The sequence below is a fragment of the Barnesiella sp. B2-R-119 genome (assembly GCF_023656675.1).
GTDB lineage: Bacteria > Bacteroidota > Bacteroidia > Bacteroidales > Barnesiellaceae > Barnesiella > Barnesiella intestinihominis.
Window position 1 is genome coordinate 133712 of record NZ_JAMOKL010000002.1, and the last position, 15844, is coordinate 149555.

A 15844-nucleotide genomic window follows, 5' to 3' on the forward strand; every position below is an offset into this window, starting at 1 on the left:
TTTATTCGTCAAAAAAAATATTTCTCAAAAATCCACCCAAAAAGAAGTCATTTATTATTAAATTTGCATTTAAAAATAAGAATTATACAGGTATGATTGAAAAAATCCAACGTATCAAAGCAGAAATCGAGGCATTAAAAGTTTCTAAATCAGAAGATTTAGAGAATATTCGTATAAAATATCTAAGTAAAAAAGGAGAAATTTCTCAACTTTTCAATGATTTCAGAACTGTCGCCGCCGAACAAAAGAGAGAAGTAGGAAAACAACTGAATGAATTGAAGACTCTTGCAACAGAAAGAATCAATGCCTTGAAAAGCGAATTCGAAGATACCCATTCGGAATCTCAAAATATAGACTTGACACGAACAGCCTACCCCATTCCGTTAGGATCGAGACACCCGCTTTCCTTAGTAAAAAACGAAATATGCGATATCTTCGCCCGTTTGGGATTTTCAATTGCAGAAGGTCCCGAAATCGAAGACGATTGGCATGTGTTCTCAGCATTGAATTTTGCCGAAGACCACCCGGCTCGCGATATGCAGGACACATTCTTTATACAACGTTCTCCCGATATTCTTCTTCGCACACACACCTCGTCTGTACAAACAAGAACGATGGAGCACTCCCAACCCCCTATCCGCATCATTTGTCCGGGTCGTGTTTACCGCAACGAAGCTATATCTTACCGGGCACACTGCTTTTTCCATCAAGTAGAAGCCTTATACATAGATAAGAATGTTTCTTTTGCCGATTTGAAGCAAGCGTTGCTTTATTTTGCCAAAGAAATGTTCGGATCAGAAACTCAAATTCGACTCCGTCCTTCTTATTTCCCGTTTACCGAACCTTCTGCCGAAATGGATATATCCTGTAATATCTGCGGGGGTAAAGGATGTGCATTTTGCAAACATACCGGTTGGGTCGAAATTCTGGGTTGCGGTATGGTAGACCCCAATGTCCTCGAAGCATGTGGCATAGATAGTAAAATATACAGCGGTTATGCATTAGGCATGGGTATCGAACGAGTCACCAATCTGAAATATAAAGTCAAAGATTTACGAATGTTCTCTGAGAACGATGTACGTTTCCTCGAAGAATTCGAATCGGCTCATTAAAATTTATGTGAATGGAGTTTTGTAAAGTCGCTTGTGTTCTCGCGGGAGGAGGCATAGGTTCTGTTGCAAGGTTTTTTATCGCTTCGGAAATTCAACGTCTTTTCTCGGCTTATCCGTGGGGAACATTATGCGTAAACTTAGCAGGCTCTTTTATCATCGGGATACTTTGGGCTTTTTGTTATTCTTTTGATTTTTCACCTAATCTGAGAGCTTTTTTATTCGTCGGATTATTAGGTGGATTTACCACGTTCTCCTCATTCTCTTTGGAAACGATGAATCTATTGAATTTAGGGAAAGTCCACAGTGCCCTATTCTATATCATCGGTACTAATCTCGGAGGTATTATTGCCGTTTTCGGAGGATTTTTCTTAGCGAAATATAGTCTTCATATGATAAAATTTTTATAACGCCATGACTACCAAAGAAAGATATGCCGGAGTCATTAAATGGTTTCAAGAAAACAAACCTATCGCCGAAACCGAATTGCAATATCACGACCCATTTCAATTACTGATTGCAGTCATTCTGTCGGCACAATGTACCGACAAACGGGTAAACATGATAACCCCGGCTCTATTCGAAGCATTCCCTACTCCACAAGATCTGGCCGCAGCTACACCGGAAGAAGTTTATACATACATTAAAAGCGTATCATATCCCAATAACAAATCGAAACATTTGGTGGGAATGGCTCGTACACTCATCGAACAGTTCAACGGTGTCGTACCTTCCGAAATAGAAGATTTGCAAAAATTACCGGGAGTGGGCCGAAAAACAGCCAACGTCATAGCATCGGTCGTATTTAACAAAGAAGCGATGGCTGTCGATACTCACGTTTTCAGAGTCTCCAACAGAATCGGACTTACCAACCATTCAAAAACTCCTCTCGAAACAGAAAAAACATTGGTAAAAAATATTCCGGGACACCTACTCCCCATCGCACATCATTGGTTGATTCTACACGGACGTTACATTTGTATGGCTCGCAAACCCAATTGCTTGGAATGCGGAATCCGCCCATATTGCAAATATTACAATCATAACCAAAAGAATAATGCCGAAGAATAATTCTCCGGCATTATTCTTTTTATAAAAAACACTTCATTATTCGGGAATATAACATTCGAGTAACTTCGCAGAAGTTTCTGCCTCGATTGTCACCCATGAGAGTGTAGCGGGAATCAATGCGGTTTGTCCTTGATGTAAAGATATCGTGTAACCGTTATTATCGGTCAATCGCACTTTTCCACCCATACACATATAGATAACGAACGAATCATGTCCCGAAACGGAACGCTTCACACTTTTATCCACTTCGATTAAATTCGTTTCGAAATACGGGCATTTGACTAAACCGACAGCATCGTTATTTTTAGCCGCATAATCGGTTCGTAAATTATCATACATTTTAAAATCGACTGCATCGATAGACTGCTCGATATGCAACTCTCTGGCATTGCCCTGCGCATCTCTACGATCATAATCGTATATGCGATAAGTAATATCGGAGCTTTGCTGAATCTCGGCTATCAATATTCCCTCACAAATAGCATGAATACGGCCTGCCGGAAGAAAGAACACATCGCCGCTTTTCACTTCATGAAATTGCAATACGTCGGTAATCGTATTATTTTTGATTCGCTCTACATACTCTGCGGGAGTTATTTGCTTAGAAAATCCCGAATAGAGGCCTGCTCCCGGTTTAGCGTCGATGACATACCACATCTCGGTTTTCCCAAATGAATTGTGCCGGGCCATCGCCAACTCATCATTGGGGTGAACTTGAATAGAGAGATTATCGTGTGCGTCGATAAATTTAATCAACAACGGGAATTTATCGGCATAGCGAGCTGCGACATGCTTCCCCAGCAAATTCGCCCCGTCGCGCTTAATCAACTCCGTAATCGTTTTCCCTTTATCTTCCCCCTCGCTAACGACCGATACACGTTCGCCTACTTGTGAGATTTCCCAACTTTCACCGATACCGGGGTGAACTTCGGGTAACTGTTTGAATCGACTGATTTCTTCTCCACCCCAAATCATAGGACGAAGAATGTCTTCAAATTTCAAAGGATACATAGCTTTTATTTTTTATATCAACATTATAATTATAGAGTTATTCGATACTTATCCGGTTCTATATTTTTACCCGTCCAAAACACAGGCTCGCTCTCGGTCCCATATCTGTCACGAGCCACTATGGCATAATTCCTATAAGGAATCGACAATGAACATGAATGTATATTTTTAGGTAATACAGCCACGATCTGATCTCCCGTATTCATATCCAAAGAATCATTTGTCGCATACAATACATAGGTGAACGCACCATCTGCCGGACTCCAAGAAATATTAGAAACACCGCCCTGTGCCTCCACTCGTAAATTGTTCGGGGTATCCGGTATTTGCGATATGGGATTTTTCAACCCGGGTGTCAAGGCCGGATACCTGTAAAAACAGGAAACGAGCCATTGCCTCAAAATCGTATGCGTATGTAAATTTTCATATCGGAAATAGGCCTGTCCCACTCCCATTTTCCGAGTGGTCTCGATTTGTCTCTTTATTTCTATGAAAGGCCAATTACCTTCACTCTTATCCAACCGGTAAACACCCAAGCCACTTATTACTTTTTCGGGAGGACAAGAATTTACCCAGTCGTACAAGAACGGATAATAATTTTCTTCCCTGAAATACATCATCGGGACAATAAAATCATGCCGTCCGCTCTGCAACCAATCCTTCGGATTTTGCGAAACAGCCTCCATGCAGCTCCATTCCGCAGGGAAACCTTCTAATGAAGCATATCTGCCTAACGGTGAACTACTGACTTTCACCCACGGCTTTAATCGTTTCACCTCTTCATAAATGGCTGTGACGATACCGGTTATATTGTCTTCTCTCCAACGAAACAAAGACTTGCTTCTACTTCCCCACTTCCTAAACGAATCGGAATCGGGAAATTTCATCGCATTATCGGGATAACGCACATAATCCAAATGAATACCGTCGACATCATATTTAGAAACGACTTCCCCGACTAATGCTCTTAAATAATCCTTCACTGCCGGATTCCCCGGATCGAGAAACCATTCCCCCGATAATTGCTTACACCATGAACGATGGCGAGCAACAACCGAAGAACGACCTTGTTTTTTCACTTGCCTATTCGATCCCACCGGAAAAGTGACGAGCCAAGCGTGGCATTCGATAGCCCGTTTATGACATTCCTCGATGACGAAAGCAAGAGGATCATATCCGGGTTCCCGCCCATGACTTAAAACGGCAGCCCACGGTTCGTATCGAGAAGAATAAAAAACCTCACCTCGAATACGCGCTTGAAAAAACACCGTATTGATTCCCACCGATTGCAACTCATCGAGAATATAGCACAACTCTTTCTGCTGTATATATCTATCGGACAAAACCTTTACCGGACGCGAAGGCCAATCCAATCCCCAGTTCGTTGTTATCCACACCGCCCTCATTTCATATTTCGGAGAAGAAGGAAATATGGAAACACAGATAAAACAAACTGAAAGAAGTATTAGCAGTCGTTTTTTCATTAAAGATTTGTATTAAGAGAAATAGTGCAAACAAAAGCAGAAACAAATTTATCGGACTCTACCGAGCACAGTCTATTTCCACATTTGGTGCAAAGGTACATTTTTATTCCCACAAAATATCTTTACAGAACTTATTTCATACGACAAAAACTCAACTCCCAAAAATAAAATAAGAACGACAGATTATCATAAAAAATAGTACCTTTGCAATTCCATACGAAAGATTATGAATACAACTTTCGCCACCATATTAGAAATTGTCGGCACACTGGCCTTCGCCATTAGTGGTATTCGATTAGCAGCCGCAAAACAATTCGATTGGTTCGGAGCCTATGCTGTCGGGCTTGTAACAGCCATAGGGGGTGGAACGCTCCGAGATGTCTTGTTGAATGCAACTCCTTTCTGGATGATAAACGGCAGCTACCTCACCGTAACGGCCATAGCTCTTATTTTCGTCATTATTTTCAAACAATACTTGGTAAAACTCGAAAATACGTTTTTCATATTCGATACGATCGGGTTAGCTCTATTTGTCGTCGTGGGAGTAGAAAAAACACTCATGTTCGGATTTCCGTTTTGGGTAGCGATCGTCATGGGAACCATTACGGGATCGGTCGGCAGTATCATTCGCGATATCCTCATCAACGAAGAGCCTCTGCTATTTCGTAAAGACATCTATGCCTTAGCTTGTGTTGCCGGAGGAATCATGTTTTATCTAGGAGAAAAAATGGGGTTCAACAGTATAACCAACCAATCCATTTGCGGCATATCGGTCGTTGCGGTTCGCTTACTCGCTGTAAAATTCCACTGGTCTTTGCCAGCCTTGAAAGATGACACGACCAACCCCATTAAAGACTGACATTTCATCATGTTCGAACGACTGAAAAAATACGATAAAAAAGCAATAGGACAATTTATTCGTTTCGGTATTGTCGGTATCATAAATACCTTTATAACGCTTATCGTCATTTACTTCCTGCAAGAGATTCTACATGTAAAATATACCATATCCAATTTTATAGGCTATATAGCAGGTGTCGTCAATAGTTTCTTCTGGAACAAACTTTGGGTATTTAAAAAATTAAATAGTAACTTTATCCGCGAAGCCATCTTATTCCTCGTCTGTTTCGGGATATGCTATGGCATACAATTTATATCGTTACTCATTTTGGTAGAGATATTATATGTACCCGATTCTTGGGCTCAACTTTTGAGTATGATCGTATATACACTGTGTAATTTCATTATGAATAGATGTATCACTTTTAAAAAATAAAAGTTTCATACCATGAAAGTATCTGTAATCATTCCCTGTTATAACGAAGAAGAAGTACTGCCCTTGTCCCATAAGCGATTTTCCCAAGTAATGGGAAGTACAGCTCACGATTATGAACTTATTTTCGTTAACGATGGGAGCAAAGACCACACAGAAGAACTTTTACTCGGTTTCGCCAACGATGATCCTCATACAAAAGTAATATCGTTTTCCAGAAACTTCGGACATCAAAATGCCGTGAGTGCAGGATTACACAACTGTACCGGAGACATTGCCGTTATCATCGACGTGGACCTGCAAGACCCGCCCGAAGTTATTCCCCAAATGATAGATACTTATTTGAAAGAAGGCAGTAATGTCGTATATGCGGTACGCAATAAACGTGAAGGGGAAACTTTCATGAAAAAATTCACTGCCAAGATTTATTATCGCATGCTCAACTCTCTATCTGACTACACATTTCCTGTCGACACAGGCGATTTCAGGCTCATCGATCGCAAGGTTTTGGATGCATTCAAACAGTTTCCCGAAAAGCATAAATATTTGCGGGGACTTTTCAGTTGGATGGGATTTAAACAAACTCCGTTCTATTATACCCGTAACGAACGTGCTGCCGGCAGAACGAAATATTCCATACGAAAAATGTTTTCATTAGCCTCGGCCGGTATCTTTGGTTTTTCTAAAAAGCCATTAAAATTGGCCATATCATTAGGAACACTTTCCATTTTTATAGCATTGGCTTTTGCTATCTGGGTATTCATCATGTACCTTTCCGGCAAAGAATCTATCGTTCCGGGGTGGTCTTCGACAATCATTACTATCGTATTTTTAGGTGGAGTGCAATTGTTTACCATCGGAATACTCGGAGAGTATATTGGAAACATCTTCGATGAAACCAAAAATCGCCCGGAATATATTATAGATAAAAAAATCAATTTTGATCCTCATAACAACCAAACGATTTAAAGACTGTCTCCATTATGAATGTGCCTAAAATAAGTTCCAAGACATCTCTATTTCTTTTACTGTTAGTCATCAGTACCTTAACGATCATACCCTATTTGGGGCTAACCAACTTCCACACCAAAGGAGAACCTCGGGAAGCCATCGTGGCAGTCAGTATGTTACAAAACGACAACTGGATACTACCTATAAACAATGGCGGAGACATCGCCTACAAGCCTCCTTTTTTTCATTGGTGTATCGCAGCGTTGTCCCTTCCTGCCGGAGAGGTAACAGAGTTCACTTCGCGCCTTCCTTCGGCATTGGCGGCAATCATTATGGCAATCGCGTGTTTTCTCTTTTTTGCCAAACGTAGCAGAAATGACATAGCATTCCTTGCTTCTCTATTACTACTCTCGGGATTTGAAGTGCATCGGGCTGCAATGGCATCGCGAGTCGATATGGTACTGACCTGCTTCATCGTCTTAGCCATGCTCCAATTATATCGATGGTGGGAACTCGGGTTGAAAGGAATCCCCATTTGGGCAATACTATTTATGAGTATAGCTACGCTCACTAAGGGACCGGTGGGCATCGTACTTCCATGCGCCGTAATCGGCATATTCCTTCTTTTCCAAAAAGTGTCTGTATGGAAAGCCTTCTATAAAATTATCCCCATAGCACTACTATCCTGTATCTTGCCTTTACTCTGGTATTATGCGGCCTATCAACAGGGGGGCGAGGCATTTCTACGGCTCGTTATGGAAGAAAACGTCGACCGCTTCTTGGGAAAAATGTCATACGGTTCACACGAGCAACCCATCATCTATTACGTTTATATTACCTTAGCGGGTTGGTTACCGTGGTCGCTTTTAGTTATCATGTCATTATTTACCTTAAAATACAAGAGACCACAAGGCACGGTCAAACTATATTGGGAACGATTCAAAGACTATATCACACACATGGATAAAATGAGACTGTTCAGTCTCCTATCCATTGTCATCATATTCGTTTTTTATTGTATCCCCAAAAGCAAAAGATCGGTATATATTCTTCCTATTTACCCATTCATAGCCTATTTTTTGGCAGAATACATGCTCTTTCTACTCAAACAAAGACCGCGAATATGGAGAATATTTTCAATTTTCATAGCATTTATCGGGGGATTTTTATTGGTGGTTCTAACTATCGTCAAAAGCGGAATTATAGACAAATACGTCTTGTCTTCTACAAGTGACGTCAGTCACTATGTAACAGCCCTTTCCGAATCGTGGGATATCATATTCATCATTACTGCCATATTTATAGTATTCTTAATTTATGACATCTATAAGAGCAAACGATACCTAACCTATAATAACCGTTATCTTTACTCGGTCGTAGCCCTGTTTTTCGGCATTCAACTGATGTTGGACGCTTCTACTTTGCCGGCTATACTCAATGCAAAATCGATGAAACCGTTTGCAGACAAAGTAGTATCTACTGTCCCAAATGGAGAAATATACTCTTATGTAGAGTCTTCTATGATGCGATTTTTCATTATTAATTTTTATGCACAAAACCGAGTCATTGACTTCGAAAAAGAAATGCCTAAAAATGGTTATTTACTCGTTGGCGAACGGGATTTCAATTATATAAAAGAAAAGTACGGAGAACAATATACTTTTGAACAAACCCTACGAAGCGACCGTAAGGGAAACGACGTGAAAGATTATATTCTACTTTTCAATTTTCAACAAAACACAGCAGAATGAAGATTAAAAAGTAAAATGTTTGTCACATTGTTGAAATATCTGTTTCTCAATTTTGCACTATCATAAAAATTGAAACTATGGCCAATTACAAAATTTTAGTCGTCGATGACGAAGAAGATTTATGCGAAATTTTGAAATTCAATTTAGAGGTCGAAGGATATGACGTAGATACGGCAAATTCGGCAGAAGAAGCGCTACAAATGAACCTGACCGATTATAACTTATTGTTGCTCGATGTCATGATGGGCGAAATGAACGGATTCAAAATGGCCTCTCTGTTAAGAAAAAACGAGAAGCTGAAACATATTCCCATCATTTTCTTAACGGCCAAAGATACCGAAGACGACAAACTCATGGGATTTAATATCGGTGCGGACGATTATATATCGAAACCGTTCTCTATCCGAGAAGTGATCGCAAGGGTCAAAGCCGTACTAAGACGGATTGTAGAAAAAGAAGATCCGGCTATTTTACAATTTGAAAAATTGTACATAGACCCTGTAAAAAAACGAGCGTTCATAGACAGTACAGAACTCCCATTGACTAAAAAAGAATTTGAAATATTATCCCTCCTGCTTTCCCACCCGGGACAAGTTTTCTCTCGTGAAGAAATATTATCGAAAATATGGACAGACGAGGTATATGTTTTAGACAGAACTATCGATGTCAATATTACCCGCCTACGCAAAAAAATAGGAGAATACGGTAAGCGCATCGTAACTCGTCTCGGATACGGATATTGTTTTGAAACAGCTTAATTTATGTCTACCGAGAAGGTTCGAAAATCTATGACGTTCGATAGAAAATTGTTTTTTTCTATCGGCTCTCTTTTCATCGTTTTTATCGCTATTATTTTACTATTCGAATATAATCTAGAAAAAGAAAACCGACAGCAATCTCTAAATGCCCTTTTACAAGATTACAACGAACTCATATATTCCCAAATTAAAAACAAAGAGATAGACCAAATTTCAATCGACTCCATCATACAGAGTATTACTCGAAAACCTTTAAGAGTAACTATTATATCGGCACACTCTGGAAAAGTGTTGCTCGAAAGCCAACAAGAAAAAGAACCAGACTCCCTTGCAAATAACCATTTGGACCGCCCCGAAATAAAATCATCTCTAAAAAATGGGAATGGATATGCCATTCGATATTCTCAATCGTTCAAAAAAAATTTCTTCTATTCAGCTAAACGATATGACGATTGGATCATACGCTCCTCACTTCCTTTCGAACGGGAGAAATTTTCCATACTCAGTCCCAATAACGAATTCATATATTTCATGTTAGCGATATCGATTTTCGCCATACTGTTGCTTTATTATTTTTGCCACAGCTTGGGAAAATCCATTGCCGCTCTCAGCCAGCTGTCTCAACAGGCAGAACAGGGAAAGCCTATACACATTACTATAAAATCAGGGGTAGACGACATTGGCAATATTACCCATAGCCTGACCCATATTTATGATAACTTATTAAAAACCAAAGAGAAACTATCCATAGAGCAAGAGAAACTATTCAAGCATTTACAGTTCTCCAAAGAAGGATTGGCCTTTTTTTCCAAAGATAAAAGGATTATTATGGCCAATAATCTTTTTATTCAGTATCTCAATTTTATCACAGACAATACCCTATCTCCCTCTGACTATTTATTTAAAGAGGCCAATCTGAAAAAAATCAACAATTTCATTTCTCAAAAGCTCTATGAACAAAACGAACAGGAGGAATTTATTTCGGAATCTATGGTTATAGACAAAGGAAGCCGAACTTTCCTCATAGAATGTATCATATTTCAAGACCATACATTTGAAATAGCCATTAACGATATTACCCAACAAGAACAAGAAAGCCGGTTAAAACGCCAACTTACTCAAAACATCGCTCACGAACTTAAAACCCCGGTCAGCAGTATCCGCGGATATATGGAGACCATTCTTTCCACCGAAATGGACGATAGCCGGAAAAAAATGTTTATGGAGCGTTGTTACGCACAATCCAAACGATTGACCGATTTACTAAGAGATATTTCAATGCTCAATAGGCTGGACGAATCTAAGGACCTCTATGACACGGATAATACCGATTTACAAAAAATCATCAATGAAGTTATTAATGAATCGCAAGCGGCCTTGACAGAACGGGAAATGACCGTCGAGACGAGAAACCTCCACGAACGAATGTCCATAAATGGAAATTATTCCTTATTGTACTCCATTTTCAGAAATCTTACAGACAATGCCATAGCCTATGCCGGTATAGGAACAAAAATCACGATAGACTGCTATCTCGAAGATAGTAAATATTATTATTTCTCTTTCTCCGACAACGGAATCGGTGTCCCCGAAGAACATTTGAACAGATTATTCGAAAGATTTTACCGGGTTGATAAAGGTCGGTCCCGCAAACTCGGAGGAACCGGATTGGGACTCGCCATTGTTAAAAATGCCGTTCTCTTCCATAAAGGAGAGATATGGGTAAAAAACGGTTTATCAGGAGGGTTGAACATTCTTTTTTCATTACGAAAAGTTTAGGAACCCTATTTCTCTTTTCCCAAAATAGACAAAGAAACATTAGGATTATTCAGGAAATCTCGTAACTTTGTAAAATCATGACATAAAAACTTGATTTTATGAACAACGAGAGTTTCAATAAATACATCGAACAAGCCATTAAAGAAAATTGGGAAAGAATCGCATTAAGTGATTTCGACGGTGTATCTTATCACTATAAAGACATTGCCCGCAAAATAGCCAAAATACATCTCTTATTAGAAAGTGCCGAAATAAAAAAAGGAGACAAAATAGCTATCTGCGGTAAAAACTCAGCTCATTGGGCGGTAGCCTTTTTTGCGGCAATCACCTATGGGGCCGTACCCGTCCCCATCTTACATGAATTCAAAGCAGACAATATACACCACATTGTCAATCACTCGGAAGCAAAACTGCTATTTGTCGGAGATATTGTCTGGGAAGACCTGAACGAAACGCTAATGAAAAACCTGAAAGGAATCTTCCTATTAAATGACTTTTCCTTATTAAGATCAAAAAGTGAAAAGCTGACGGATATGCGGAACCGATTAAACGAATACTTCGGGAAAAAATATCCTGCCCGATTTACCCCTGATGCCGTAAGCTATTACGAAGATTCTCCCGAGGAACTCGCCGTTATCAATTACACCTCGGGCTCCACCGGTTTTTCAAAAGGAGTAATGCTCCCCTACCGCAGTTTATGGTCCAATGTCAAATTTTGTTTAGACCATTTACCGTTCTTGTCCGCAGGTGACGGTATTGTTTGTATGTTGCCGATGGCACACATGTACGGCATGGTTATAGAAATGATACACCCATTTTTAAAAGGCTGTCACTTGCATTTCCTGACTCGGATTCCCTCTCCTAAGATCATCATGGATGCTTTTGCTACGGTAAAGCCCAAACTAATTATAGCCGTTCCTCTCATCATCGAAAAAATTATCAGAACCAAAGTGTTTCCTTTATTAGAGAAACCTTTGATGAAACTTCTTTTAAAAGTTCCATTCTTAGACACTCAGTTATTGGCAAAAATCAACGATAAACTTTACGAAACGTTCGGAGGAAACCTCTCTCAAATGATTATCGGAGGTGCGGCTTTAAATAAAGATGTAGAACAATTCCTGCGTCGTATCAATTTTCCCTTTACCGTAGGATATGGCATGACCGAGTGCGGTCCGCTCATCTCTTATGCCCCGTGGAACGAGACTCGAATCGGCTCTTGTGGGCGGATAGTAGACCGTATGGAAGGAAGAGTAAACTCTTCGGATTCAGAAAATATCGTAGGTGAACTGCAAGTGAAAGGTACGAATATCATGCTGGGATACTTCAAAAACGAAGAAGCTACTCAGGCGATATTCACCGAGGACGGCTGGATGAAAACCGGAGACTTATGTACGATAGATGCCGATGGGTTCATATATCTGAGAGGGAGAAATAAAAACATGATATTGGGTCCGTCCGGGCAAAACATTTATCCGGAAGAAATCGAAGATCGACTGAATAATATGCCCTATGTATGCGAATCGCTCATCATCGAACAAGACGGCAAATTGGTCGCTCTCATTTACCCCGATATAGAAAACGCACAACATTCGAATATATCCGGCCATGCATTAGAAACTCTGATGGAAGAAAACATATCGACCCTCAACAAAGAGCTTCCGGCTTATAGCCAAATCAGCCGTCTTAAAATCTATTATGAAGAGTTCGAAAAAACACCTAAACGAAGTATAAAACGATATCTTTACCAAAGCCATTAAAGGCCATTGGATTAAAAAAGAAAAAGAATTAAACGCCGGCAAAATATACAAAAACACATCGTTTGTAATTGCCGGCTTTTTCATATCTTTGCAAACCGATGAGAAAGGCCTGTATTATCATATTATCCGTACTTTTCTGTTCACTTTTTTCAGAGGCTAAGAAAAAACAGGATATTCCTGCTCCTTATGCATGGAGTATTACCCAGCCGTTAGGGTCGAGATATGATGTTCCTATGGATACTCTCATGCACAATTTTTACAGCACGGATATTCCTTCCAGCTATTCAACGGCTTATGGGACGACCGGGAATCTCGGCGCTGCTGCTTTTTCCAAAATATTTTTCGACAGGCCTTTACCCTCTGAATTTATATTTAAAGATCCATTCGGCCATTGGATACAAACAGCCTCTTCATGGAAATTCTATAATTCACACATACCTTATACCCAACTATCTTATCTGACAGGAGGCTCGAAACAAACTGCCCAAGATGATTTAAAAGCTGTTTTCTCTGGAAATTTTAATCAGAAACTGGAATTCGGAGGTAGCATCAATTATATCCTATCGAGAGGCCACTACCAGCATCAAGCGACGAAAGACCTTGCATACAGTATCTTCGGAAGCTATTTGGGGGACCGATACGATATTCAATTTTTTCTTAATACATATAATTTCGTAAACCAAGAAAACGGAGGTATCTCGGACGATACATACATACTTCGTCCCGAAGAGGTACAAGGAGGACAATCGAGCGTAAACACCCAAACGATTCCAACCAATCTGACGGATGCATATAACCGTATTCGCGGTAAAGAATACTATGCCACCCAACGATATAAATTCGGGTTCTATCAAGAAGAAGAGCAAGACACAACCGTGATACGTACATTCATTCCCGTCACCAGCATTATACACACCATCGAGTATAACGAAAATAAGCATAGGTTTGTCAATCAATCGGCGACCGAAGACACTACCTACTTCGCAAACACCTATTTAGGTCTTGGAGGGACGAATGAAGAAACCCGATACCAGTCTATACGAAATACTTTCGGAATATCATTACTCGAAGGATTCAATAAGTATGCAAAGATGGGATTGGCGGCTTACGCCACTTACGAATATCGCCATTTTTCCCTGCCTCAGGACACCCTTTCGGCTGGAACTACAATAGAGGGATTGACTCCACGTCCCGATATATCCAATCCTCGCAGCCACGGAGAAAGTCTTCTATGGGTCGGTGGAGAAATTTCAAAACAAAAGGGAGAATTACTGACTTATCATGTAAACGGAAAATTCGGACTTGCCGGAGCAATCATAGGTGATATCGACATCACTGCCGATATTCGCAGCCGATTCAGGCTTTGGAACGACACCGTTCAACTAAGAGCTTATGGCTTTTTCAAAAACACCGAACCTTCTTATTTCTATAAGAAATACACTTCCAATCACTTCATTTGGGACAATGATTTCGGGAAAACACGTCGAATGAGAGTCGGAGGTGAGTTCAACATAAAACGGTGGAGAACCAAATTGAACGTCGGTGTCGAAAATATACAAAATTATATCTATTTCGACAATAATAGCTTGCCCCGGCAAGAGAGCTCCATGATACAAGTATTCCATGCAAAACTCAATCAGGATTTTAAATTCGGAGTTTTTAATTGGGAAAACGAAATAGTTTACCAAAAATCGAGCAAACCATCGATAATCCCCTTACCCGAATTGAGCGTATATAGCAATATGTACCTTTTATTCAGAATCGCCAAAGTATTGCATGTTCAATTAGGTGTAGATTGTCGTTACTACACAAAATATAAAAGCGAGGCTTTCCAACCGGCGACCTTAACTTTTCATACCCAAGATGAAATCGAAGTGGGAAATTATCCTTTCATGAACGCATATATAAATATGAAATTGAAACAAACTCGTTTCTTTGTCATGATGTCGCACGTGAATCAAGGGATATTCGGGGGAAATAACTATTTCTCATTACCACATTATCCGTTAAATCCAAGTATGTTTCAAATGGGGTTATCCATAGATTTTTCCAATTAACGATATGAAGTTCAAACGACACATATTTATATATGCCGCACTATTGATAATAGTTGTCGGAACAATGATATGGTTGCGTCCCCGAAACACTTACCGACCGAGAACTTTCGAGGAAATCAAAGCCGATGGTGTTTTGAGGATCGTTACGGATTATACCCTATTGTCTTACTATTTACAAGGCGACAGCCTATCGGGATTCGACTATGAATTGGCCCGCATGGTAGGTAATCGAAGCGGGCTTTCCATTGAGATAACCCCAGAAGTTAACCTAAGCAAAAGTATCGACGGATTGAAAAAAGGCCAATACGACATCATTGCCCGTCAATTACCCGTAACGTCCGAAATCAAGGAAGAATTGGCTTTTACCATACCCATTCAACTGAACAAACAGGTATTGGTTCAAAGAAAAGATCCCAAAGCGAAAAAAAAACTGATAAGAAACCAACTAGATTTGGCCGGAAAAACTCTATACATCGTCAGTGATGCTCCTACAAGATTACGCATTCACAACTTGTCTCGTGAAATAGGCGATACCATATATATACAAGAAGAAAAGACATACGGGGCCGAACAGCTCATCATGATGGTCGCTACTGGGGAAATCGACTTAGCCGTATGCGACAAAGCAATAGCCCAGCAAATGAGCAAAGATTATCCCCAAATAGACTGTAATACCGATATAAGTTTTACTCAGTTCCAATCATGGGCCCTCAGAAAAGACGACTCGATATTACTCGACAGCTTGAACAAATGGATTTCTGAAATTCAAAAAGAAGACAAATATAAAAAACTGTACAATTCTTATTTCTGACAGATAAAAATAAACAAAGGATTAAAAAAGTT

The 15844-nt window shown here is 39.9% G+C and carries 14 protein-coding genes; 12 read left to right on the forward strand and 2 right to left on the reverse strand.

The window, feature by feature from the left end; genetic code table 11:
- Window positions 1–92: 92 nt before the first annotated feature.
- The 3 genes from pheS to nth are packed head-to-tail and all read left to right on the forward strand — an operon-like array spanning window position 93 to window position 2180.
- On the forward strand, window positions 93–1112 hold the full coding sequence (gene pheS / locus NBH06_RS03745) for a phenylalanine--tRNA ligase subunit alpha (protein ID WP_008861971.1): 1020 nt from the start codon (window positions 93–95) through the stop codon (window positions 1110–1112).
- 11 nt (window positions 1113–1123) lie between these two features.
- Window positions 1124–1519 (forward strand): fluoride efflux transporter CrcB, encoded by a 396-nt coding sequence (gene crcB / locus NBH06_RS03750; protein WP_155012514.1) that lies wholly within the window; start codon window positions 1124–1126, stop codon window positions 1517–1519.
- 4 nt (window positions 1520–1523) lie between these two features.
- Window positions 1524–2180: an endonuclease III gene (gene nth / locus NBH06_RS03755; protein ID WP_008861969.1), complete on the forward strand. Its 657-nt coding sequence runs from the start codon at window positions 1524–1526 to the stop codon at window positions 2178–2180.
- A gap of 36 nt (window positions 2181–2216) precedes the next feature.
- Here nth and NBH06_RS03760 read toward each other — a convergent pair whose 3' ends face one another.
- Window positions 2217–3191 carry a type I phosphomannose isomerase catalytic subunit gene (locus tag NBH06_RS03760; protein WP_021891233.1) on the reverse strand — a complete coding sequence of 325 codons (975 nt, stop codon included), beginning with the start codon at window positions 3189–3191 and terminating at the stop codon, window positions 2217–2219.
- Window positions 3192–3220: 29 nt separating this feature from the next.
- Window positions 3221–4675, reverse strand: coding sequence for a glycoside hydrolase family 10-like protein (locus NBH06_RS03765; RefSeq protein ID WP_250792832.1), 1455 nt, complete (start codon window positions 4673–4675; stop codon window positions 3221–3223).
- Window positions 4676–4901: 226 nt separating this feature from the next.
- On the opposite strand from NBH06_RS03765, the gene NBH06_RS03770 reads away from it, so the two are divergent.
- The 9 genes from NBH06_RS03770 to NBH06_RS03810 all read left to right on the forward strand — a co-directional run bounded on the left by NBH06_RS03770 (window position 4902) and on the right by NBH06_RS03810 (window position 15812).
- Entirely contained in the window at window positions 4902–5534 is a 633-nt protein-coding gene (locus NBH06_RS03770; RefSeq protein ID WP_008861966.1) for a trimeric intracellular cation channel family protein, read from the forward strand.
- 9 nt (window positions 5535–5543) lie between these two features.
- A complete protein-coding gene (locus NBH06_RS03775; protein ID WP_250792834.1) occupies window positions 5544–5951 on the forward strand; it encodes a GtrA family protein in 408 nt (135 codons plus the stop codon).
- A gap of 12 nt (window positions 5952–5963) precedes the next feature.
- Window positions 5964–6917 carry a glycosyltransferase family 2 protein gene (locus NBH06_RS03780; RefSeq protein ID WP_195331614.1) on the forward strand — a complete coding sequence of 318 codons (954 nt, stop codon included), beginning with the start codon at window positions 5964–5966 and terminating at the stop codon, window positions 6915–6917.
- Window positions 6918–6931: 14 nt separating this feature from the next.
- Complete coding sequence (locus NBH06_RS03785; RefSeq protein WP_250792836.1) at window positions 6932–8650, forward strand: ArnT family glycosyltransferase; 1719 nt, start codon at window positions 6932–6934, stop codon at window positions 8648–8650.
- Window positions 8651–8727: 77 nt separating this feature from the next.
- Complete coding sequence (gene phoB / locus NBH06_RS03790) at window positions 8728–9408, forward strand: two-component system response regulator PhoB (protein WP_195331613.1); 681 nt, start codon at window positions 8728–8730, stop codon at window positions 9406–9408.
- A 3-nt stretch (window positions 9409–9411) separates the two neighbouring features.
- Window positions 9412–11187 (forward strand): two-component system sensor histidine kinase PhoR, encoded by a 1776-nt coding sequence (gene phoR / locus NBH06_RS03795; protein ID WP_195331612.1) that lies wholly within the window; start codon window positions 9412–9414, stop codon window positions 11185–11187.
- 98 nt (window positions 11188–11285) lie between these two features.
- Entirely contained in the window at window positions 11286–12944 is a 1659-nt protein-coding gene (locus NBH06_RS03800; RefSeq protein ID WP_250792838.1) for an AMP-binding protein, read from the forward strand.
- A gap of 98 nt (window positions 12945–13042) precedes the next feature.
- Window positions 13043–15001 (forward strand): putative porin, encoded by a 1959-nt coding sequence (locus NBH06_RS03805; protein WP_195241902.1) that lies wholly within the window; start codon window positions 13043–13045, stop codon window positions 14999–15001.
- Between the two features lie 4 nt (window positions 15002–15005).
- Window positions 15006–15812 (forward strand): transporter substrate-binding domain-containing protein, encoded by an 807-nt coding sequence (locus NBH06_RS03810; protein ID WP_250792841.1) that lies wholly within the window; start codon window positions 15006–15008, stop codon window positions 15810–15812.
- Window positions 15813–15844 lie beyond the last annotated feature (32 nt).